21 protein-coding genes are annotated in these 22,476 nt (G+C 67.7%); 8 read left to right on the top strand and 13 right to left on the bottom strand.

All coding sequences use genetic code 11. The features are described from left to right. Positions 1-50 precede the first annotated feature (50 nt). Positions 51-1,277, top strand: coding sequence for an AI-2E family transporter (locus IZR02_RS00710; protein ID WP_025104207.1), 1,227 nt, complete (start codon positions 51-53; stop codon positions 1,275-1,277). Positions 1,278-1,434: 157 nt separating this feature from the next. Here the strand turns inward: IZR02_RS00710 and IZR02_RS00705 are convergent, their stop codons facing one another. The 10 genes from IZR02_RS00705 to IZR02_RS00660 all read right to left on the bottom strand — a co-directional run bounded on the left by IZR02_RS00705 (position 1,435) and on the right by IZR02_RS00660 (position 11,677). Beyond that, the gene (locus IZR02_RS00705; protein ID WP_025104208.1) at positions 1,435-2,355 is read right to left on the bottom strand and encodes an ABC transporter substrate-binding protein; all 921 of its coding nucleotides are present in this window, start codon (positions 2,353-2,355) and stop codon (positions 1,435-1,437) included. 34 nt (positions 2,356-2,389) lie between these two features. Further along, positions 2,390-3,109, bottom strand: coding sequence for an ABC transporter permease (locus tag IZR02_RS00700; protein ID WP_025104209.1), 720 nt, complete (start codon positions 3,107-3,109; stop codon positions 2,390-2,392). Then, positions 3,106-3,789, bottom strand: coding sequence for an ABC transporter permease (locus IZR02_RS00695; RefSeq protein ID WP_025104210.1), 684 nt, complete (start codon positions 3,787-3,789; stop codon positions 3,106-3,108). Before IZR02_RS00695 ends, IZR02_RS00700 begins: the two co-directional genes overlap by 4 nt. Beyond that, a complete protein-coding gene (locus tag IZR02_RS00690; protein WP_025104211.1) occupies positions 3,786-4,646 on the bottom strand; it encodes an ABC transporter ATP-binding protein in 861 nt (286 codons plus the stop codon). Before IZR02_RS00690 ends, IZR02_RS00695 begins: the two co-directional genes overlap by 4 nt. 52 nt (positions 4,647-4,698) lie before the next feature. After that, complete coding sequence (locus IZR02_RS00685) at positions 4,699-5,001, bottom strand: DUF427 domain-containing protein (protein WP_025104212.1); 303 nt, start codon at positions 4,999-5,001, stop codon at positions 4,699-4,701. Positions 5,002-5,136: 135 nt separating this feature from the next. After that, positions 5,137-6,573 carry a dihydrolipoyl dehydrogenase family protein gene (locus IZR02_RS00680; protein WP_025104213.1) on the bottom strand — a complete coding sequence of 479 codons (1,437 nt, stop codon included), beginning with the start codon at positions 6,571-6,573 and terminating at the stop codon, positions 5,137-5,139. Positions 6,574-7,168: 595 nt separating this feature from the next. Beyond that, positions 7,169-7,750 (bottom strand): biotin transporter BioY, encoded by a 582-nt coding sequence (locus IZR02_RS00675; protein WP_025104214.1) that lies wholly within the window; start codon positions 7,748-7,750, stop codon positions 7,169-7,171. 137 nt (positions 7,751-7,887) lie between these two features. Next, positions 7,888-9,213 (bottom strand): MFS transporter, encoded by a 1,326-nt coding sequence (locus IZR02_RS00670; protein ID WP_367997124.1) that lies wholly within the window; start codon positions 9,211-9,213, stop codon positions 7,888-7,890. 68 nt (positions 9,214-9,281) lie between these two features. After that, positions 9,282-10,385 carry a lactonase family protein gene (locus IZR02_RS00665; protein ID WP_025104216.1) on the bottom strand — a complete coding sequence of 368 codons (1,104 nt, stop codon included), beginning with the start codon at positions 10,383-10,385 and terminating at the stop codon, positions 9,282-9,284. A 5-nt stretch (positions 10,386-10,390) separates the two neighbouring features. Next, positions 10,391-11,677 (bottom strand): adenylosuccinate synthase, encoded by a 1,287-nt coding sequence (locus tag IZR02_RS00660; protein ID WP_025104217.1) that lies wholly within the window; start codon positions 11,675-11,677, stop codon positions 10,391-10,393. Between the two features lie 239 nt (positions 11,678-11,916). Between IZR02_RS00660 and IZR02_RS00655 the strand changes: the two genes are divergently transcribed. After that, a complete protein-coding gene (locus IZR02_RS00655) occupies positions 11,917-12,600 on the top strand; it encodes a Pr6Pr family membrane protein (protein WP_029989539.1) in 684 nt (227 codons plus the stop codon). A 79-nt stretch (positions 12,601-12,679) separates the two neighbouring features. On the opposite strand, the gene IZR02_RS00650 is transcribed toward IZR02_RS00655, so the two are convergent. After that, entirely contained in the window at positions 12,680-14,041 is a 1,362-nt protein-coding gene (locus tag IZR02_RS00650) for an NAD(P)-binding domain-containing protein (protein WP_025104218.1), read from the bottom strand. A gap of 214 nt (positions 14,042-14,255) precedes the next feature. Between IZR02_RS00650 and IZR02_RS00645 the strand changes: the two genes are divergently transcribed. The 4 genes from IZR02_RS00645 to IZR02_RS00630 all read left to right on the top strand — a co-directional run bounded on the left by IZR02_RS00645 (position 14,256) and on the right by IZR02_RS00630 (position 18,666). Further along, entirely contained in the window at positions 14,256-14,576 is a 321-nt protein-coding gene (locus IZR02_RS00645) for an EamA family transporter (protein WP_231729556.1), read from the top strand. 141 nt (positions 14,577-14,717) lie between these two features. Continuing rightward, on the top strand, positions 14,718-15,830 hold the full coding sequence (locus tag IZR02_RS00640; protein WP_025104220.1) for a tyrosine-type recombinase/integrase: 1,113 nt from the start codon (positions 14,718-14,720) through the stop codon (positions 15,828-15,830). Between the two features lie 9 nt (positions 15,831-15,839). After that, the gene (locus tag IZR02_RS00635; RefSeq protein ID WP_231729555.1) at positions 15,840-16,187 is read left to right on the top strand and encodes a helix-turn-helix domain-containing protein; all 348 of its coding nucleotides are present in this window, start codon (positions 15,840-15,842) and stop codon (positions 16,185-16,187) included. Positions 16,188-17,535: 1,348 nt separating this feature from the next. After that, positions 17,536-18,666 (top strand): hypothetical protein, encoded by a 1,131-nt coding sequence (locus IZR02_RS00630; protein WP_126894221.1) that lies wholly within the window; start codon positions 17,536-17,538, stop codon positions 18,664-18,666. Between the two features lie 275 nt (positions 18,667-18,941). Here IZR02_RS00630 and IZR02_RS00625 read toward each other — a convergent pair whose 3' ends face one another. Further along, positions 18,942-19,226, bottom strand: a complete 285-nt coding sequence (locus tag IZR02_RS00625) for a helix-turn-helix domain-containing protein (protein WP_025104223.1) — start codon at positions 19,224-19,226, stop codon at positions 18,942-18,944. Positions 19,227-20,216: 990 nt separating this feature from the next. Between IZR02_RS00625 and IZR02_RS00620 the strand changes: the two genes are divergently transcribed. Further along, positions 20,217-20,921 (top strand): hypothetical protein, encoded by a 705-nt coding sequence (locus tag IZR02_RS00620; protein WP_025104224.1) that lies wholly within the window; start codon positions 20,217-20,219, stop codon positions 20,919-20,921. A gap of 329 nt (positions 20,922-21,250) precedes the next feature. Here the strand turns inward: IZR02_RS00620 and IZR02_RS00615 are convergent, their stop codons facing one another. Then, positions 21,251-21,610 (bottom strand): hypothetical protein, encoded by a 360-nt coding sequence (locus IZR02_RS00615; RefSeq protein ID WP_025105252.1) that lies wholly within the window; start codon positions 21,608-21,610, stop codon positions 21,251-21,253. Between the two features lie 531 nt (positions 21,611-22,141). On the opposite strand from IZR02_RS00615, the gene IZR02_RS00610 reads away from it, so the two are divergent. Further along, complete coding sequence (locus IZR02_RS00610; protein ID WP_025105251.1) at positions 22,142-22,474, top strand: hypothetical protein; 333 nt, start codon at positions 22,142-22,144, stop codon at positions 22,472-22,474. The last annotated feature ends 2 nt before the right edge of the window (positions 22,475-22,476 follow it).

Below are 22,476 nucleotides of genomic sequence, written 5' to 3'. Positions count from 1 at the left end.
GAGCCGCGGATCACCCGGCCTCCGACGAGGGGCACCGCTATCGTGTGCTCATGAGCAACGACCAGTCGCCGGCCTCCGCTCCGCACGACGGCCAGGGCGGTCCCGCCCCGGACTCCGTCCCCGCCCCCGTCGACGCCGCGCTGGTCGGAGCCGCGGTGGAGGCGCCCGATGCCGCCGCGAAGCCGTCCGTCCCCGTGGTGATCGAGCCGACCACGCCCAGCCGCTCGTTCTGGACGCGGATCGATCGGCCGTTCGTCTTCGGGTTCCTCGTGACCCTCGGAGGCCTCGGGGCGATCGTGATCGGCAGCGCGCTCTACAACCTCTCCACCGTCCTCATCTACATCGCGCTCGCCCTGTTCGCCGCGCTCGGCCTCGACCCGGCCGTCCGCTTCCTCGAACGCCGCGGTATCTCCCGCGCGCTCTCCGTCGTGGTGACGATCCTCGCTCTCATCGTCGTCGTGGCCCTCGTCCTCTGGATGATCGTGCCCATCGTCGTCGATCAGATCGCGGGGTTCGTGAAGTCGGTCCCCGGCATGATCCAGGACTTCACGAAGTCCGACCTCTACGCCACCCTCAACAACCAGTTCGGTGACCAGTTCCAGGACCTCGTGTCGGAGGTGCAGAAGTTCCTCTCCGACTTCGGCAACCTCGCGACGATCGGCGGCGGGGCGCTCCAGGTGGGCGCGTCCATCGCGAGCGGGATCTCGGGCGCGATCGTGGTGCTCGTGCTGACGCTGTACTTCCTCGCGACCCTGCCGGCCATGCGCCAGGGGATGCTGCGTCTCGTCCCGGCCCGCGACCGCGACCGCGCCGGCGACATCTCCCAGCAGATCACCGATTCGGTCGGCGGCTACGTGATGGGGATGGTCGTCCTCGCGTTCTGCAACGCGACCCTCGCCCTCATCCTCTACACCGTGCTCGGCCTGCCGTTCCCGCCGCTCATGGCCGCGATCGCCTTCTGCGTCACACTCATCCCGCTCGTCGGCTCCGTGCTGTTCTGGATGATCGGCACCATCCTCGCGCTGTTCACGAACCCGATCGCCGCGCTGGTCTTCGCCGCGATCTACCTCGTCTACATGCAGATCGAGGCGTACGTGCTCACCCCCCGGGTCATGAACAAGGCGGTGGCCGTGCCGGGCTCGCTCGTCGTCATCGGCGCCCTCGCCGGCGGCACGCTCCTCGGTCTGCTCGGCGCCCTCGTGGCCGTGCCCGTCACCGCCTCGATCCTCATCATCGTCAAGCAGGTGGTCGTGCCGAAGCAGGACTCCCGCACCTGACCCCACCCCTGCACAACTTCGGAGATCCGAGGCGACACGCCGTGAGCCCAGGGTCCTCCGCGGCGTGTCGGGCGAGATCTCCGAAGCTGTGCACGCGGCGGTCGAGAACGACGAAGCGCCCGACCCCTGAGGGCCGGGCGCTTCGCGGGGAGACGACTCAGATGAGGTCGTTGTCCGTGAGCCACTGCTTCGCGATGTCCTCCGCCGACTTCTGGTCGACCGTGCTCTGCACGTTGAGGGCGACGAGCTCCTCGGCGGTCAGCTTGGCGCTGATGCCGTTGATGACGTCGGCGATCTCGTCGGCCACGTCGCTGGACGCGATGGGGACGACGTTCGAGGCCAGGATGATGTTCTCCGGGTCTTCCAGCGCCACGATGTCCTCGGTCTGGAAGGCCGGGTCGGCCGAGTAGATGTCCGCGACCTGGATCTCGCCGGCGAGCAGCGACTCCAGCGTCGTGGGACCGGTGGCCGAGAACGCCAGGTCGACGCCGTAGACCTCCTTGGCCGCGGCGGGACCGTACGGACGCTGCTCGAACTCCGGAGCCGCGCCGATCGTGACCGGGGTGGTGACGTCCGCGAGGTCGGCGATCGAGGTGAGGTCGTTCTCCTCGGCGAAGCTCTTGAGCACCGTGTAGGTGTCCTGGTCGGAGGCTTCGGCGTAGTCGAGCGCGGTGAGGCCGTCCGGGAGCGCGTCCTTCAGGGCCGCGTAGACGTCGTCCGGGCTCGTGGCGGTCGCATCCTTGTCCAGGTACTCGAGCAGGTTGCCCGTGTACTCCGGGAAGAGGTCGATCGCCCCGGACTCGACGTCCGGCATGTAGGCGTCGCGCTGGCCGATGCTGAACTGACGGTCGACGTCGAAGTCGGCGGCCTCGAGCGCCTGCGCGTAGATCTCGGCGATGATCTCGTTCGAGTAGTAGGCCTGCGAACCGATGACGATGGTGTCGCTGCCGCCACCGTCGCCGGCGTCGTCGGTGGGCGCGTCCAGCGGGTTGCTGTTGGCGCAGCCGGAGAGGGCGAGGGCGGCGGCGAGCGCGACGCCGCCGGCAAGGGCGAGGCGGGACTTTCGTGCAGTGAACATGGACTTCCTCTTCTCTGGGGGACGATGCTGTGGTTCAGGCGGGTGCGGCCGCGGGGGCGGTCGCCCGAGCGCGGCGGCGTTGCGGACGGGTGCGCACACCGCGGGGCACCGCGGCGTGCTGGGCGAGCGCGAGCAGGAGGTCGACGAGGAGCGCGAGCACCGCGACGAGGATCGCGCCGCCGAGCACCTGGTCGAAGCGGCGGAGCGGGATGCCCTGGATGATCGGCCAGCCGAGGCCGCCGAGGTTCACGTAGGCCGCGATCGTCACCGTGGCGATGACCTGCAGCAGGGCCGAGCGGAGGCCGCCGACCAGCAGCGGCATGCCGAGCGGCACCTCGACCTTCCAGAACACCTGCCAGCCGGTCATCCCCATCGCCCGCGCCGCGTCGATGGTGCGGCGATCGACCGCCTCCAGGCCCGTGTAGGCGCCGGCCAGCAGGGACGGGATCGCCAGGACGACGAAGGTGATGATCGCCGCGAGGGGCGTGCGCAGCACCCCGAGCAGGAGCACCAGCAGCACCATGAGGCCGAAGGACGGGATCGCGCGGGCCGCTCCGGAGACGGCGACCGCGATCTCCCGCCCCTTCCCGGTGTGCCCGATGAGCCAGCCGAGCGGTACGGCGATCACCGCGGCGATCAGCACGGAGACCACCGTGTAGAAGACGTGCTGGCCGAACAGGACGGGGAGCGAGTACGTCCCGACCCAGCGGTCGGGAGAGAACAGCCAGGCGAAGGCCTCGGTGAACACGTTCATGCGGCCGTCCTCAACGTGATCGTCCGCCGCGCAGCGGCAGGGGTGGCCGCCGCCCGCGTCCACGGCATGAGAGCCCGCCCGAGGAGGACCAGCAGGAGGTCGATGACCAGGGCGATGACGACGACGGCGACGATGCCGGTGAAGACCTCGGCGAGGATGCGGCGCTGGAGGCCGTTCGTGAACAGGTAGCCGAGGTTCGTGACGCCGACGAGGATGCCGACCGTCGCGAGCGAGATGGTGCTCACCGCCGCCACTCGAAGGCCCGCGAGGATGACCGGCCCGGCGAGCGGGAAGTCGACCGTCCAGAAGCGGCGGAACCCGCCGTAGCCCATCGCGACCGCCGACTGTCGGATCGCGGGGTCGACCGAGTCCAGGCCGTCGGACACCGCGCGGACGAGGATCGCGATCGCGTAGATCGTCAGGCCGATGACGAGGTTGGCCGGGCTGCGCGCCGGGTAGCCCGCCACCGACGGCAGCAGGATGAGGAGGGCGAGAGAGGGGATCGTGTAGAGCAGCCCGGTGAGGACGATGACCGGACCCTTCACGAGCTGATAGCGCCAGGCCACCCACCCCAGCGGGAGCGCCAGCACGAAACCGAGCACGATCGCGATCGCGCTCTGCTGCAGGTGCACCGCGGTGAGCTCGAGGATCAGCCCGAGGTTGTCGCCGACCCAGTTCACGGGGCCGCCTTCACCGTGTCGGCTCCGTCGACCACGCCCTCCGGCGCATCGACGATCGCCCCCTGCGTGCGGCCCTCGGAGTCGACGACCACGGTCCCCCGAGGGGTCTGCTTGAGGTGCAGCGCGCGGCGGCCTCGGTCGGCCCCGATGAAGGAGGAGACGAAGTCGTCGGCCGGGTTCTCGATGATCTCGCTGGGGCTGCCGACCTGCACGATCCGGGCGCCCTTGTCGAGGATGACGACCTGGTCGCCGAGGAGGAAGGCCTCGTCGATGTCGTGCGTGACGAACACGACAGTCTTGTCGAGCTCGTGCTGCAGCCGCAGGGTCTCCTGCTGGAGGTCGGCGCGGACGATGGGGTCGACCGCACCGAACGGCTCGTCCATGAGGAGGATATTCGGATCGGCGGCGAGCCCGCGGGCCACCCCGACACGCTGCTGCTGACCACCCGACAACTGACTCGGGTACCGGTCGGCGAGCGCCTGGTCGAGGCCGACGGTCGTGAGCAGCTCGCGAGCACGCTCGTGCGCCTGCGCGCGCTTCACTCCGTTCAGCCGCAGCACGGTGGCCACGTTGTCGATGACGGTGAAGTGCGGCATGAGCCCGGAGTTCTGCATCACATAGCCGATGCGCCGGCGCAGGGCGACCGGGTCGCCCGAGAGCACGCTCTCCCCGTCGATCTCGACCTCTCCCGACGTCGGCTCCACCATGCGGTTGATCATCCGCAGCAGGGTGGTCTTGCCGCAGCCGGACGAGCCGACGAACACGGTGGTCTTGCGGGAGGGCAGCACGAGGCTGAAGTCGTCTACGGCGAGCGTTCCGTCGGGGAAGCGCTTCGTGACGTTGCGGAACTCGATCATGAGGGTGTCTCTCCGACGGTCGTGCGGACGTGCGGTCGTGGGTCGTGTGGGACTAGACCGAGACCTCGACGCCCGGGGCGAAGGCGACGTAGCCGGAGAAGTCCTTGCCGACCCGGTCGAACGCCGACGGGTACGGGTGCGGGTACGACCACGCGAGATCCTTGTGCAGCTCTCCGTCGACCTGGACGGAGTAGTACTGGCACTCGCCCTTCCACGGACAGGTGTACGGCGTGGGGCTCTCGACGAGGACGTCCGGCGCGACGGCTGCCGGCGGGAAGTACCAGTTCCCCTCGATGCGGATGAGGTCGTCCTGGTCGGCCTCGGCGATGACGTTTCCTGCGAGTACAGCCTTCATGGTCCTGCCTCCTCGGATGTGGGTTCGAGCGTATAAGACGGGTGCGACATCCGGCACGGGGTTGCGCGCGTGGTCGTCAATCTGGGACACAATGCGCGTTCTGTTCGTCACGCGACCGGGATCGGATTGCCCGGATCAGGCCGAGTCGCGGCCGTAGCCCTCCAGCAGCCGCAGCCAGATCTCGCTGATCGTGGGGTAGGAGGGCACGGCGTGCCAGAGTCGGGCGATCGGGACCTCGCCGACGATCGCGATGGTCGCGGCCTGCACGAGCTCGGCGACCTCGGGGCCGACGAACGTCGCACCGATCACGACGTCGCGGTCGGAGTCGACGACCAGGCGCGCCTGCCCGGCGAAGCCGTCCTCGTACAGGCTCGCGCCCGCCACCCACCCGAGGTCGTAGTCGACGACGCGGACGGCGGTGCCGGCGTCCTTCGCCGCCGCCTCGGTGAGCCCGACGGACCCGACCTCCGGGATCGAGAAGGTGACCTGGGGCACCGCGGCGTGGTCGGCCGTGGCGACGTGACGGCCCCAGGGTGCGTCGTCCACCGCGTCGCCCTTCGCCCGCGCGACGATGACGTCGCCCGCGGCGCGCGCCTGGTACTTGCCCTGGTGGGTCAGCAGCACGCGGCCGTTGACGTCGCCGACGGCGTAGAGCCAGTCATGCCCGGGGACGCGGAGGGTGTCGTCCGTCTCGATCCAGCGGCCCGGCTCGAGCCCGACCGCCTCGAGCCCGATGTCGGCGCTGCGGGGAGAGCGTCCGGTCGCGACGAGCACCTCCGCCGCGGTCACCGTCTCGCCGTTGTCGAGGGTGATCGTGACCCGCTCACCGTCGCGGTGCACCGCCGTCGTACCTGTGTCGGTGCGGACGTCGACGCCGAGCTCACGCAGGCCGTCGGCCACCCGCTCTCCGGCGAAGGGCTCCATCCCGCCCAGCAGCCCGCTGCGCGCCAGCAGCGTCACCGACGAGCCGAGCGCGGCGTACGCGGTGGCCATCTCGACCGCGACCACGCCGCCGCCGATGACCGCGAGACTGTCGGGCAGCTCCTCGGCGCTGGTCGCCTCGCGGCTCGTCCAGGGCGAGGCCTCCCGCAGACCCTCGATCGGCGGGATGACCGCATCCGAACCGGTGCTGATGGCGACCGTGTGGCGCGCGCGCAGCACCCGGGTGCCGCCGTCCTGGTCGGTCACCGTCACCTCGCGCTCGCCGGTCAGCCGGCCGTGCCCCCGGGCGAGGTCGATGTGGGCGGACTCCAGCCACTTCACCTGCCCGTCGTCGGACCAGTTGCTCGTGAAGGAGTCGCGACGCTCGAACACCGCGCGCACGTCGAGGGATCCGGTCACGGCCTGCGCGGCGCCGGCGACGTGCTGCGCGGCACGGAGCGCCTGGGCCGAGCGGAGCAGCGCCTTCGACGGCATGCACGCCCAGTACGAGCACTCCCCGCCGACGAGCTCGCTCTCCACGATGATCGCTGTGAGACCGCCCTGCACGGCACGGTCCGCCACGTTCTCCCCGACCGGACCACCGCCCAGCACGATGAGGTCGTATTCGTCGGTCTTGTCGGCAGCAGTCATGCTCGCCCCTCTCGTGGCCGCGGCGGTCCGTGGCCCAGTCTCGCTCATGAGGAACGTCGAGTCACGGGTGAGTTGTTCCCGTCCGCCGATATGCCCGTCCTTCCCGTTCGGTTCCCGGTTCCGATGTTCCGGGTGCACGACCTGGATGCACGACGTTCCTTCCGCCGACGTTTCCGATTCCGACGTTCCTGATTCCGACGCTCCGGATGCACGACCTGGAGACGGCCGCACGACTCGGATGGGACGATCCGCCGGCGGCCGTGCCCCGGTCGTGCATCCGAAACCTGAACGACCGGGACTGCCCGGACCAGCCCGGGGGTGGTTCGATCCCAGCCGAGTCGTTCTTCGGGGTCCCGTCAGAGAGGTCGGGTCAGAAGGGTCCGGTCAGAAGGGTCCGGTCAGAAGGGTCGGGTCAGAAGGGTCGGGCAGACGTTCCGGATGCACGACCTCGGGACGGATGCACGACCGGGACGGGGCGATCCGCCGGCAGCCGTGTCCTGGTCGTGCATCCGCAACAGGACCGACGGAGTCGACGGGACAGACGGAGTCGACGGGACGGACGGTGCCGACGGGACCGTCCGGGACCGTACTGGGGTCAGGCGACGACGGCGGGGCGCGCGGGACGCGTGTCGGCGAAGGCCCGGGGATAGGCGCGACGGAGGGCCACGACGATGAGGGTCGCCGCGGTCACCTTGATGAGGTCGCCCGGGAGGAAGGCCAGGGTCGAGAGGGCCGTGAGGTCGAGGGGAACGCCGGTGACGAGGGCCTGGACGGGGATGCCGAAGGCGTAGACGACGAGCACACCGCCGACGAGGGCCGCGAGCGCGGTACGCCACCAGGTCGGGCGGCCGGTGCGCATCAGGAGTCCGATGACGACGACGCCCGCGATCCAGCCGAGCAGGTACCCGGCCGTGGGGCCGACGAAGACCCCGAGACCTCCGCGTCCGCCCGCGAGGACGGGAAGACCGACCGCCGCGAGCACGAGGACGAGGGCGACCGACCACGGTGCGACCCGGGGGCCGAGGACGAGACCGGCCAGCATGACGGCGAGCGTCTGTCCGGTGATGGGCACCCCACCGGGCAGCGGGACGACGACCGTGCCGAGCACGATGATGAGCGCGGCGAAGACAGCGACGCGGCCGAGGGTCGCGGAGGTGTCGCGGGGGGTGGATGCCATCGGGTGTCCCTTCCTGAACGGTGTTCACCTGAACACCGTTCACCAGGGTAGGGGCGCCCGCACATCCCGCGCAAATCACTCCGCAGCGGGCTCCACACTCCTGGTCCGCGGGGCGAGGACGGCCGCCGCCGCACCGATCACCGCGGCGAGCGCGAACACTCCCGCGAACGCATCCACTCCGGCAATGGCCCGAGCGTGACGAAGAGCGAGCCCGTGACGGCGAGGGCGAGCGCGCTTCCGAAGGAGTCGGCCACGGTCATCGCCCCGCTGTTGAACCCCTGCTCCGCCGGGGAGGACATCGCGAGGACGAGCGCACTGGATCGCGGGCTCATCAACCCCATGCCCGCACCCGCGACGACCCAGGCGAGGGCGGCGAGCAGCGGGGTGGCCTGCGTGACCGTGATCGCCAGGATCAAGGCGATCCCGATGACCACGAGGACCGTCCCCACCCGCACCGCGGTCACGCTCGACAGGCGCTCGCCCATCCGCCCCTGGACGGTCGCCGCCGCCGACCAGGCGAGCGCACCCCCGGTCAGCGCGAGCCCGGCGAGGGTCGGCGACAGCAGGTACCGATCGGTGAGCAGGTACGGCAGGTAGATCTGCGCCCCGAAGAACGCCGCCGCCCCGAGACCGCGCACCAGGATCACCGACGGCAGGCCCCGGCGGGCGATGAGCGCGCCCCGCGGAAGGAGCGGGCGCACCGCCGCGATCGCGATCACCACCGCGGCCGCCGACAGGAACGGCCCGGCGACCGGGACCTCGCCCACGAGGTCGAGGGCGAGCACGGCGGAGGCGGCGAGCACCGACCACCCCAGCCGTCCGAGAGCCCACGGCGTGGTGGCGTCTCCGCTGCGCGCGAGGCCGCGGAGGGCCGGGACGACCATCAGCAGCGCGAGCACGACGAGCACCACGACCCCGAGGAAGACCCAGTGCCAGCTCCATACCTCCGTGACCGCACCCGCGATCGTCGGACCGATCAGCGAGGGGATGACCCACGCGGCGGCGAACCCCGCGAAGATCGCCGGATGCAGGGACGTCGGGTACACCCGGGCGACCACGACGTAGAGAGCCACCATGAGTCCGCCGTTGCCGAGCCCCTGCGCGAAGCGTCCCGCGACGAGGACCTCCATGGTCGGCGCGAGCCCCGCGACGAGCAGTCCCACGGTGAACAGGGCGACGGACGCGTATAGCGGCGCCACGGGGCCCCGCCGATCGGACCAGTTGCCGGCGACCACCATGCCGATCACGCTCGTCGCGAGCGGTCCGGCGAAGGCCAGCGCGTACAGCCGCTCGCCGTCGAGGTCGGCGCTGACCGCCGGCATCACCGTGGTGACCGCCAGCGATTCGAAGGCGCCGAGGAACACGAGGGCGCACGCGCCGATCGTGATCCAGACGTACTCGCCGCCGAGGATGCGGGACGGGGCGGGCGTGGACGGCGCGGTGCGCCCGGTCTCGGTCGTCATGAGGACGACGCTAGAACCTCAAGAATGGTTGAGGTCAAGTCCCGGATGGACGCAGGTCCGGAAAGGAGTCAGCGGAGCGGGAGGATGCTCGTCGGCGCGGGAGCCTGCGCCTCGTGCCGGACTCCGAGCGGTGCTCCCGTCCGCTCGTCGAGGTCGAGCAGCGTGACGGTGTCGGAGCGCTGACCGGCGACGAGGAGCTTGCCCTGGTAGACGAGGTGGTGTCGCGGCCAGTCGACTCCGGAGTCGGCGAGCGCGACCGGCTCCAGGGCCTCGCCGCTGCCGCGCACCCGCAGCGCCGCGATGGTGTTGCTGCCACGGAGGGCGGTGTAGAGGAACTGACCGTCCTTGGAGCGGGTGAGCTCGGCGGGGAAGTCCACGCCGACCTGCGCGATGGGGCTGGCCGGAGCCGAGGAGACGACACCCCAGGTGCCGTCGGCGGCGGCCGCGAGCGTGAAGACCTCGCAGGAGTACTCGGTCACGACATGCAGGTGACCGCTCGGATGCACGACCATGTGGCGCGGACCGGTGCCGCGCGGGAGCACGACCTCCTGGTCGAGGACGAGCCCGGGGCCCTGCAGGCGCCAGAACCGGACGAGATCGAAGCCGAGGTCGGTCGTCGCCACGCGGCCGTCCGGCAGGAAGGCGGCGGCGTGCGCGTGAGATGCGCGGCCCGTGGCGCCGTACGGGTCGACCGCCGCGATGCCGTCCCCGGCGGGCGTGGCGGGGGCCGCATCCGGGTCGCCGTCGCCGAAGAGGGCGGCACGCAGGGCTGCCGCCGCATCCTCCTTCGCCGGCACGAGACGACCATCCGCGGCGAGTCCGAAACGGACGACCCGCCCGTCGCCGTAGCAGCTGGCGACGAGCGTCTGGCCGTTCGGCGACACCGCGAGATGACAGACGCCGTCCCCCGTCGCCACCGGATCGCCGAGCGGCGTCAGCGCCAGCTCCCCCGTGCGCGCGAACGCCTGCACGGCGGCGTCGCCCTCCAACGCCGCGTACACGACGTCGAGGGACGGATGCGTCGCGAGCCACGACGGCGACGGCGTCTGCGTCACGGGTCCGCGGTAGGCGAGCGTCGTGGCCTCACGGCCCTCGTCGCCCGCCAGCACGCCGATCCCCTCGGCGGAGCCCTCCATCGCCGGGCCGTAGCCCCCGAGCCAGAACCGCGTCATGCCGGTCAGTCGAGGAGGTCGTGACGCACGATCACCTGATCGCGCTCCGGACCGACGCCGATCACCGAGATGCGCGTGTTGCTCATCTCCTCCAGCGCGAGCACGTAGTCCTGCGCCGTCTGCGGAAGGTCCTCGAAGGTGCGCGCGGTCGAGATGTCCTCGCTCCACCCGGGGAAGTACTCCAGGATCGGCTTCGCGTGGTGGAAGTCGGTCTGGTTCACCGGCACCTCGTCGAACCGCTCCCCGTCCACGTCGTAGGCCACGCACACCGGGATCTTCTCGAGCCCGGTGAGGATGTCGAGCTTCGTGAGCACGAGGTCGGTGATGCCGTTGATGCGCGTGGCGTACCGCGTGATGGGGGCGTCGTACCAGCCCACGCGGCGCGGACGCCCGGTCGTGGTGCCGAACTCGAAGCCCTGCTTGCGCAGCCACTCGCCCTGCTCGTCGAACAGCTCGGTCGGGAACGGACCGGAGCCGACGCGGGTCGTGTAGGCCTTGACGATGCCCACGATGCGGTCGAGGGCGCCGGGGCCGACCCCGGAGCCGGTCGAGGCGCCGCCGGCCGTGGCCGAGGACGAGGTGACGAACGGGTAGGTGCCGTGGTCGATGTCGAGCATCGTGGCCTGGCCGCCCTCGAACACGACGACCTCGCCGCGGTTCAGGGCCTGGTCGATGAGGTAGCCCGTGTCGGCGACCATCGGGCGCAGACGCTCGGCGTAGGAGAGCAGGTCGTCGACGATCTCGTCGCAGGTGACGGCGCGGCGGTTGAAGACCTTCACCAGGAGGTGGTTCTTCTGGTCGAGGGCGCCCTCGACCTTCTGGCGCAGGATGTTCTCGTCGAAGAGGTCCTGCACGCGGATGCCCACGCGGTTGATCTTGTCGGCGTAGGCCGGACCGATGCCGCGGCCGGTGGTGCCGATGTTGCGCTTGCCGAGGAAGCGCTCGGTGACCTTGTCGAGTGTGCGGTGGTACTGGGTGATGATGTGCGCGTTGGCGCTGACCTTGAGCCGCGAGACGTCGATACCGCGGGCGGACAGGGCCTCCAGCTCGGAGAAGAGCACCTCGAGGTCGATGACCACGCCGTTGCCGATGACCGGGTTCACGCCGGGCGACAGGATGCCGGAGGGCAGCAGGTGCAGGGCGTACTTCTCATCGCCCACGACGACGGTGTGCCCGGCGTTGTTGCCGCCGTTGAACTTCACCACCCAGTCGGTGCGCTCACCGAGCAGATCGGTGGCCTTGCCCTTTCCTTCGTCGCCCCACTGCACGCCGACGATAACGATTCCTGGCATGGGTAACCCCTTGGCTTTCGCCGGGTTTGCACCGGCCGATGAGCTGGCCCTCTTCGGGCGCTCCCATCCTATCGGCAGGCCTCGGACAGCCCCCGGGAAGGCCGATACGGGACGGAACACGCACCTTCCCGGGGCCGCGGAGGCACCTTTTCGGTCCCGCATCGTGCCGGGAGGGGCGCGGGGTCGAGCGCGTAACGGGGACGGCGCGGGGGGCCGCTACAGTGGCGACGGAGGTGGCGATGACGCGGTGGTGGCCCTATGTCCGACTCTCGGCGGCGGCGCTCGCGGTGGCGGCGATCGTCGCGCAGCTCGTGCGCACGCTGGAGATCGCCCTCGCCGCGGACACCGCGTGGGGCGCGCACCTGCCCACCGTCTTCGCGAACTTCTTCAGCTTCTTCACGATCCTCTCCAACGTGCTGGCCGCGGTGGTGCTGGCCGTCGGCGGGATCTGGGGGCTGACGCACCGCGACGCCAGAGTCGAGCCGACGTGGCTGGCAACGCTGCTCGTGTGCGCGAGCACCTACATGATCGTCACGGGCGTCGTCTACAACACGCTGCTCCGGGGGATCGCGCTGCCGCAGGGGGCCACGGTCGCCTGGTCGAACGAGGTGCTGCACGTCGTCATCCCGCTCGTCCTGCTCGCCGACGTGCTGTTCGCGCCGCGTCGTCGGGCGCTCGGCTGGGGCACCGTGGGGATCGCCGCGATCTTCCCGATCGTGTGGGTCGTCTACACCCTGCTCCGCGCGAACCTCGTGACCGCACCCGCGACCGGGAACCCGTGGTGGTACCCGTACCCCTTCCTCGATCCCGCGCTGAACGGCGGCTACGGCGGCGTCGCCCTCTGGGTGCTCCTCATCGCCGCGATCATCCTCGCCACGGCCGCGCTCGTCGTGGGGATCGGGCGGCGTCGGGCCCGGCCGTGACCCACCCCTTCCCGTGCGCCCCACCCCCTCGCGAACGTGCGAAAAGGGGTGGGACGGCCGGAAGGGGGTGGGTCGGCGATCAGACGAGGAGCGCGTCGGCCTCGAGATAGCGTTCGAGGGAGTCGTCGAGCTCGTCCAGCCACGGGGTGTGGTGTGCGGCGGCGAGCGTCCCGGTCATGACCGAGGGGTACACGCGATCGCGGTAGCCCATGATGTCGGCCTTCTTGTCGTGCTTCCAGGCGAGGAAGATCTCCACGACGCGATCGAGGTCGAACGCCGGATAGTCCGTGCACTCCAGCAGGTCGCGGATGTAGTCGGCCTGGAAGCGGATCTCCGTCGCCGCCGAGTCGATCTCCGCGAACCGCTTCCGCCACGCGGCGATGGACGCGGCGCGCTCGCCCTCGTCGGGCAGGGCGATCCGGCCCAGGATGACATCGCGCACGAACCACGCCTGCGCGTCGAACATGTTGAACGTGAACCACTGGTCCTGCGCGCCGAGGTAGGCGAGGCGCGGGTTGCCCTGCCAGAGCACGCCCCGGTACAGCCCGTCGGGGTAGACGTTGTTCGGCGAGGACAGGGCGAGCTCCGCGGGCAGGAACGGGTACTTGTGCAGGTAGCCGGTGCAGAGGATGACCGCGTCGACCTCCTTCGAGGTGCCGTCGGCGAAGTGCACGGTACGGCCCTCGAAGCGCTCGACGCACGGGCGCTCCTCGAAGCCCTCCGGCCAGTCGTAGCCCATCGGCGCGGTCCGGTAGCTCGCGGTGACCGAGCGGGCGCCCATCTTGAAGGCCTGGCTGCCGATGTCCTCCGCCGAGTAGCTCGACCCGATGACGAGCACGTCCCGCCCGACGAGGGCCTCCGCGCCCCGGAAGTCGTGCGCGTGGGCGACGGATCCGGGGAAGGTCTCGATGCCGTCGAAGTGCGGCACGTTCGGGAAGGAGAAGTGCCCGCTGGCCACGACCACCCGGTCGAACTCCTCCGTGGTCGTGCGCCCGGTCGGCAGGTGCTCGCTGGTGAGACGGAACACCTCACGGTCCTCGTCGAACTCCACCCAGCGCACCGCGGTCTCGAAGCGGATGAGGTCGCGCACCTGCGTCTTCGCGAGGCGCCCGGCGATGTAGTCCCACAGCACCGGACGCGGCGGGTACGACGAGATCGGCCGTCCGAAGTGCTCGTCGAAGGTGTAGTCGGCGAACTCCAGGGCCTCCTTCGGGCCGTTCGACCACAGGTTGCGGTACATGCTGGAGTGCACGGGCTCGCCGTACTCGTCCAGCCCGGTGCGCCAGGTGTAGTTCCACTGGCCGCCCCAGTCGGCCTGCTTCTCGAAGCAGACCAGTTCGGGGATCTCCGCCCCCGCACGGGCTGCGGATTCGAAGGCCCGCAGCTGCGCCATCCCCGAGGGGCCGGCGCCGATGATCGCTACTCGTTCACTGTTCGTCACGTATCGTCCTCAAACTCTTCCGTCATGTATCGGGCGCAGCCGTATCCGGGAGAGGAGGACAGTTCTTCCCCGGTGGGAGCGGAACGCTCGACCTGCCCGGACAGTGGCTGCTCTTCGACGTTAGCAGTGCCCCGCGGCGACGCTGGCGGGAATGCGACGACGGCTGTCGCTTCCGCGCATCGCCGATGTCGGCGGCCGGTGCCAGGATCGGACGGTGCGACAGGACATCAGGGCATCGGAGCGGCTCGACCCGCAGGGCTCGCCGGCGCGATCGCGCGGCGCCCTGGTCCTGCTCGCGGCAGCGGTGACGGTGGTGCTCTGGGCCTCGGCCTTCATCGGGATCCGTGGCGCTGGGCCGCACTACGACCCCGGGGCCTTGGCGCTGCTGCGCATGGCCGTGGGCACCCTCGTGCTGACGATCATCGCGCTGCGGCACGGCATCCGGCTCCCGGAGCGCCGCCACTGGCTGCTGATCGCCGCGTGGGGAGTCGGATGGTTCTGCATCTACAACCTGGAGCGAGCGAAGTTCCTTTAAAAGAAAGAAATTCCGGCGCTTCGAGGTGCATCCAGCCTACATCTTTGCACTGTGAGCCACGTCCCGAACCGCGTCGGATGGACACTCTTGCGAAAATCTTCCGCTTAACGCATGATTGAACCGTTAAACGGAAGGAGTCTCATGGCCGCGAACGAGTTGCCCCCCGGTTCAGCGAAGCTGCACCTGACCCCCGGGGTGGAGTTTCTACACGAGCGGGAGACAGTTTTCGCGGGCATGGTCGCGGGGTGGGGGGCTCAGATGCGTGGCGGCCGCGGCCTCCGGAAGGCGTTCGTAGCTCGCAGCCAGTCGCAGGTGTGCGCGTTTCAAGAGTTCGTAGACGAGTGGCCTTGGAACTGGTCGTCGCGGATGTTCGACGAGTGGGCGTCGGAACTGGAAGCGCGGGGGCTAGCGTTGTCCACGCGCCGCAACTATCAATACTCGATCCGTGGTTTCTGCGAGTACTTGTTGTCGCCTCACTACGCGTGGGTCGAGGAGTGCGAGGACCGATTTGGCACGCACCCGGTCCAGATCGTGCACGAAGAGAACTCCATTCGGCACACTCCGGGAGTGGATGGCGACCCCAGGCGTCGTGGACTCTCGTCGGATGAGTTACAGCTGCTTTTTGACCGAGCGGATCGGGAAGTAGACATTCGACTAACAGAGAAGAGGAAGGGCGCCACGCTCGCATACCGAGACGCCACTCTCTTTAAAGTGATATTCGCATGGGGATTGAGGGCAAATGAGGCATGCCACCTCGAGATCACCGACCTATTCCGATCCCCGAGACAACCGCAGTTCGGCAACATCGGCGTTGTCCAAGTTCGGATGGGCAAAGGTTCCCAGGGGAGCGGTCCGAAGAGTCGCACAGTCGCGACCCTCTACGAGTGGGCTGTCGAGGCGTTACAGGACTACCTCAGCGAGGTGCGGCCGCTCCTCGCGAAGCCGGGGATCTCCGGTAACACCATATTCCTCACCGAGAGAGGCACCCGAATGAAGCCGCGTGACATCGCTGACCGCTTCGCGTTCTATCGGGACGAGCTGTCCCTCGACCCCTCGCTGACCCCCCACTCGCTCCGTCACTCCTATGCCACAGGCCTCGCGCTGCAGAAGGTCGACGCAAAGTTCATCCAGGAACAACTCGGCCATACCTACGCGTCCACGACCGCGATCTACACGCACCTCGCATCGGATTTTATGAACAGCATGATGCGAGACGCGATTCGAAAGGTCACAGGAGAGCCTGAACACGGTTAAATCGTGAGAGTGATCGAGTACGAGTGGTGCCTACGTGACCTGATGAACTCCGCGCGCCTTTTCAAAGCGGCCGACATCCAGAGGGCGCTCAAGTCTCGGGACGTCGACATGTCCTACAGCCAGGTCTACCGACTCGTCACTGAGAAGCCCGACCGGCTCAACCTCCACGTGCTCGTCGCTCTCATGGACATCTTGAAGTGCAGCGCGGACGACCTCATCCGCCCAGTCGCCGCCAACACCCCTTCCGTACGCACGGGAACCGCCCTCAACGCCGATGTCCCCGGCGGGTCGTCGGCCTTGAGAGCCAGCGGCGCGCGGCCCAAACGAGCCCAAATCCTCCCAGATGCACCCACTTGATGAACTTGTCCAAAAAGTCATAGCAATCCTTACGCCCGACGCCGAGCCGAGCTTCACAGACGCAGTGGCGGCAGCCACTACTGCGGTGTTGACCAGCACCTCACAGGCGCGCCGCCTGCTCGCTGCATTGACGGATGATCCCTCTATGCCCATCCGCGGTGATGTTCGCATGCCACGCGCGCTACACAGAATCGTGTGGGAAGCGGACCCGTCGCAGCAACACTTTCGCCTGCCCGCCTGCGAGAGATGCTCTGCTACGCCCAAGCGCTCGCTCGTTAGCGTTGCGTCGGCGCGGATGTGTCCTTCCTGTGCCCAGACGCTTACGCGCACGACTCTCGACTGTGCGGAGTGCGGCAACAGCGTCCGCAACGCGCGGCGTTCGGGCGAATTGGCGTACTGCCGACCCTGCTGGCGCAGTCTCTGCGACAGACGCACCAGGATCGCGGTCACCGCGACGGAAACTGCCGGACTCACTGTGACCGCTTCGGAGGTCGAACGAGCACTGGAGGCGGCGTCTCCGAACGTCGCCAAACAGCTTCAGGTAGCACTCGAACTCGCATCCGACCCAATAGCCCTGCTGAGCAACCCGGCCAGCGGCACCCCCGCTCTCGGTCGCCTGTACCTCGAGCTGCGAGAACACTCTCCTGACCTACCTCCCGTCCTATGCGCAGTGTGCCGGACGGAAAAGCCACTCCCGAACCGAACGAGTCAGGGCCGAACCTGCACACCGTGCGCCACGAAGGCACGGGCGCAGAGCTGCAGCAAATGCAAGAAGATTGCCCCGGTCTCTTCCAGACTCCCGGACGGCTCACCGCTATGTCAGACCTGTGCTCGTACGCTGCCGGATAGGCTACGCACGTGCAGTTCCTGTCACAAACTACGCCCGGTAGCTTCATGGCGCGACAAGGAGCCACTCTGCTCATCGTGCCGTCTCGCCGCCGCAGTGGACACCTGCACCAGGTGCGGCCTAATAGGAGAATGCCGATTCGCAGGCACATCGCGCGCTGTCTGCGAGAAGTGCCGTCGTAAGGTCGTGCGATGCTTCAGCTGCGGGGCCATGCGCCGAGTACACGCCCGAGACGATCTCGGCAACCCGCTCTGCGCCACGTGTCGACGTAAACCCGGCCATCAATGCGCAGGCTGCGGCAACATCCGTCCTGTCATAGCCCGAGTCGACGGGGCGCCATATTGTGACCACTGTTGGCGCCATCACCCGGCGAGTTTCAATGACTGTGCCGTGTGTGGCGAGCGTGGACGAGTTCGGCGGTTCGGACTGTGCGACCGATGCACGATCAGGAACATCATTGCGTCCCTGTTCTCCTCGCAAGCGCTTTCACTCCACCCTGAGATGACGGCAGTTCGCGACGGGTTGTTGGCGCATTCCGCGGGCAAGGACCTCCATGTCTTCCTCAGCACGAAATCGTTTCGAATACTAGAGACGCTGCTCTCGGCCGATACCCCCATCACGCACGAAGCTCTCGACGACATCGGAGTCGATCAGACAACGCGACACGTTCGCTCTCTCCTCGTCGAGTACGGAGTTCTCGAGCCAGTCGATTTCCACCTGAGGAGATTCGAACTGTGGATACCAGACATCGCAGAGAATATCGCTGGCGCAACTGAGAGAACGGCGTTCATTCAATACGCACGATGGAAGCACGTGCGGGAGCTCCAGGCACTGCCTGCACCGATCATGGGGTCGCGGACCACGTCACGCCGACGTGAGCTGTATATCGTCATCGACCTGCTGAGCTGGTTCGATCAACGCAGGATCTCCTTACGCGATATCACTCAGTCGCAACTCGATGAGTGGGCGCTCACGGGAACGGAGCGGCATCGTGTAACGGGATTCTTGAGGTGGGCAAGGCGGAACGGTCTCGCCAGAGAGTTGACGGTTTTCCGAAGGAAGCCCCCCGGCCCCACACCAGGAGGACCAGCAGATGAGGAACGAAAGTCGCTGCTACACCAGATCCTGCACGATGCGTCTCTCGCGCCGGGGACGAAGCTCGCGGGAGCGCTGCTGCTGCTCTACGGAGTCGATCCGTATCGCCTCGTTCGCATCACATTGGATCAGATCGACACTTCGGACGGCTTGGCGCGAATCGACCTCGGCCCGGAGACGCTCTACCTGCCAGAGGAACTCGGGCTCGTTGCGTTGGCAACCCAGGAGGCGAGAGAAGCTCAGCGCTTACAGCACACCGTCGAAGACACCTTCTGGCTATTCCCGGGCACGCGATCGGGGTACCACCTCGCAAACACCACCTTGACCTCGAGGTTGCATCGGGCAGGGCTTTCCGTTGCGAATACCCGCAGGGGCGCTCGCACGTCGCTGGCCGGCCAGCTCCATCCCACTATCCTCGCGGCGCTCACAGGCATACACATTCGCACAGCCGTCAAGTGGTATGAAGCGCTCGCTGTTTCCCGCTCCACGTACGTTGCGGCGTTGCTCGAAGACGGCCGGTTGTCCCCGACCACCTAGAGCGTGTCTGACACATCGATCGGTGACTCATTGAGAGCCTGCGAGGGTGTCGCGGTTGCAGGTGCCCTCGAATGCGCAGGGCATTCCGAACGCCAGGTCAGAGAAAGCAGGATTCCGGAGGTTGGTGGATACTGCGGACTCTGCCGGACGTGGGCGCCGGTCACCCGCACCCCTTCGGTCCACCGGGCGCCCACATCTCCGATCGATCTGAGAGTCCTGCTGGCGCTCTGGAAGCTCAGCAGAGGGCCAGGTCACCGTCTCCCGACAGCAGCGGCTCAACGACTGCGAAGGTCGGGAAAAGGGTGCGGAAGCAGCGTGTCGATCGACACTTCGAATACCTGCGAGATCGCGATGATAGAACGCAACGCCGGGTTCATCGGCTCGCCTCGCCTCGACTCACCGCTCTCGTACTGCCGATAGATGAAACGGCTGAGGTTCGCGCGTGAAGCCACCTCTTCCTGGCTCAATCCAGCTTCTTGCCGAAGCTGGCGGAGGCGCACGCCGAGGCTCTGTGCGAACACAGCCCATTCGACGTCGCTCGTCCGCCTGCGCCCAGTCACGTCTCTAGCGTTTCCGGGATTGCTTACCGGTATGGGCTTACAGGTATGCCATAATTTTGGTGGCCATACGAAACAATCGACTTCTGCCGGATCCTCTCCACTCTGCACGTGTGCTGCCCGCCCTTCGGACACCGCGGTCGCACCGCAGGGCAGGCCCGTCGCGTGCGACCGCGATTGTGAGGGTGATCGTGGCACAAACGGCATGGTCGGCTTGGTGGCGAACCACAAAGCACCCCCCGCCCGCAGCCTGGAGCTACGCCTTCGAGGAGCTCACAAGCGACGACACAGCTGACGAATGGGCGCTGGCCGCCGCGATCTTCATAGCCCAGTATCGGCGTCGCCACTCGCAGGGACCTACGTTTCGGGAGCTTTTCGAACACTTGCTCCCCGAGTCGGGCGGAATACCGTCTCGTCTTCCGACGGATTGGGACGCTTCGGATCGCCGACGCGCAGCCAATGATCTCCGTCGGCATGTAGCCATCGAATGGCGTCGTCGTGGCTATATCGGGTACGACAAGCAAGTGGCGCGGAGTCTGAGAGTAGGTCCGCGCTTCCGCGCGCAGTCTCGAGCGCGGAACACCCGAGCGCGCGAAAGCAGCCATGAGCGCCCCGGGGAGTCCTTGGCGAACCGCGTTGAGTCGGAGGACTCGCTGAGTGCGGACGCCGCGCACGTGCTGCTGCGTGTGACTCCGACTGTCTTGCGACGGCTCACCCGCCGTGGCTACCTGCATGCTGTGGGATGCGGCTCGCAATTGCGGTACCCGTCCTGGCAGTTCGCCGGGCGCCCGAAATTCAAAGTTGTGCCGGGAGCCTCAACCGTTGTTCCCGCCATCCCAAAGCACTGGGCAACAGTGACGATCAACTCGTTCATGACGACCCCGAACCGGCACCTTGAGGGAGACGGCGGCTTAGTTTCCCCGGTCGATTGGTTGATGCGCGGAAACGATCCGCGCCGCGTCGCCGACGCGCTTGAGGCATCGGAGGTGTCCAGTGCCCGGCGCGCCGCAAGACCCTGAGGGAGGTTCCCTCTCATATCAAGACAGCAGTCGCGATCGCGACAACGGCCAGGACCACCGCCAGGACCAGGACCAGGACCAGGAGGGGATCGAAGCAGTTCTCGAATCGTTCACGCGCCTTGTGCAGGCCGCGGCGGAAGCTGGGCGCGATTGGAAGCTCGTCGACGCACTGCTCCACACGATGGTGGACCTCGTACTCGAGACCTCAGGCGATCTGTTCGCGCCGCCTGAAACGTCCGTCGCCGAGGCGCTCACCGACAGTGAGTCAGCGGCAGCCCAGACCATAGCGCCCGGTAGGTCGAACCGCCGGCTTCGCGTCGAATACCGGCTTCGGCTCGAAGCCGTCATCGATTCCTGGAGCGATGACGAAACAGCCGACTTCCTGATGATCGGCCTGCGCCAGGTCCGACGGCGCGCGCAGCAGGGCTCCCTCTACTACTTCCTCGTGAACCGTAAACGTCGATATCCGGTGTGGCAGTTCGACAGATTCTGCACGGTTGTCGAGGGCATCGCAGTGGTAGGACAGGCATTCCCAAAGTCCTGGCCGGCTGACCGTGTCTATGCATTCATGACGGACCCGTCCCTCGAACTCAGGCACCTAACTCCAGCACAGTGGTTGCTCGGCCACCGCGACCCTCACCGGGTTGCGGCAGTCATCGCCTCAATTGCAGACAGGTGACTTGAGGTGGCCTGGGCCGAACATCGACTCAGATTGCGACGACCGCCAAAGCGATGACGAGATCGTTCGTGGGCAGTGCCCCCGGGGTCGCGGGCTCGCTATCAATTCTCAGAGGACAGCAATGAACAATGACTCGTCTTTGGATCCACAAGCGCGACGAGTGCTGGCTGCGATCGAGGTTGGGCACCAGCTCGGAGGTCATCGACTGGCCCGCGAGGAGGTCGATCGCGTTCGGCGAATACTAGCTGGGAACCTGTCGCCAGAAGCAGCTCGAGTCGAAATGCGGGCGGCACTTCGAGCGCTAGTCGACAACGACCGATCGCAGCCGCCTACCCCGTGAATGAATCGTCCGCCAGCGCCTGAGCAGCACCGATGACTTCATCGAATCGGCCGTCACGGATCGCAGTGATCGCAGTGTCCTCATTATGAAGAAACGGATTGGCGCCGACAAACCACAGCCGGGCCACCTGGTCACCTTCGGCGCCGCTAACCGTGCGCCAGACCGCGTCGGCGCACTCGAGGCGCCGGAGTGCGTCCTGGCTAGGACGGTTCCCACCTTCCTCGCTCCAACTGAGCGCAGCTCGCGTGTCTCTGGAACCTGCCAGCGTTGAAACGAGAGTCGGACCGAGGGCGGCGGTGAGACGACGAGTGAGATCGACAGTGTCCGACGAGACCATGAACGCGATCATACTTTTCTCTCGCGCTACCCTCCCCGACTTTCGAGCACCCTTATCGGAGATCGGGGGCGCTTTGACGGAGGACCACTTCGACCGCTTCACTCACGGCGAGCGATCCATCCCTTCAGAGCGCGGCCTGAGCAGCCTTGTACCCACCACTCCCGGCTGGGCGCCAACGAACACCACGGAGGGGTGCAGTTCGGCGGCACCGCCTGCAGTTAGTGGACGCGATGTCGCGATTGAAGATCCTGCGCAGCTCGTCCGACTACAGTGACGATTTTCGCACGCCGAACAGAAGAAATCGATCGCCGCCGCGTGTCTTCAGCTCATCGGACGCAACGACGGGCGCGCGATACCGAGACTGCCCGCAAGCGGCAGAGCGCGCGAGCCGCGGAAGCCACGGCTTGCACCGCCCGCGACGCCGAAGCCACCCGGGTTGCACGTGACGCTGCCAAGCGTCAGAGGACACGTTATCGCGGGATGGACCGATAGGGCCGGCTAACCGAAACCCCGAACGTCCGCTGCTGACGCCACGATGTAGCGGTGGGAACGAACAAGCGCTACCCGCATCTGCCGGCGCAGAGGGGCGAACAGCGAGAGCTGCGCGAGGCTCGCAAGCGCGGGCCGTTGCGTACCCTCGACGCACTCCAGCTGCGGTTGCACGGGCAGCCTCTCACGATCGTTCCCGAGCAAACGCGCCTATGGGGTCACGCGTGGCTGCAGTTCGGGGATACGAACGTGCGCTGCGTCGTGCAGGTGAAGCGCTGGACCGCGGATGCCGTGGGCGTCGAGGTGACGATCGACGATGAGACGCTGCGGTGCTGGATATGGCAGGGAGCGTGCCAGCGCATTTCGGCGCCGACCGACGTCTGGTGACC

Origin of the sequence: Microbacterium paraoxydans, from assembly GCF_019056515.1 — a bacterium.
Taxonomy (GTDB): domain Bacteria; phylum Actinomycetota; class Actinomycetes; order Actinomycetales; family Microbacteriaceae; genus Microbacterium.
Note: the sequence above shows the minus strand (reverse complement) of the source record. Positions and strands in the feature narration are given on the sequence as shown.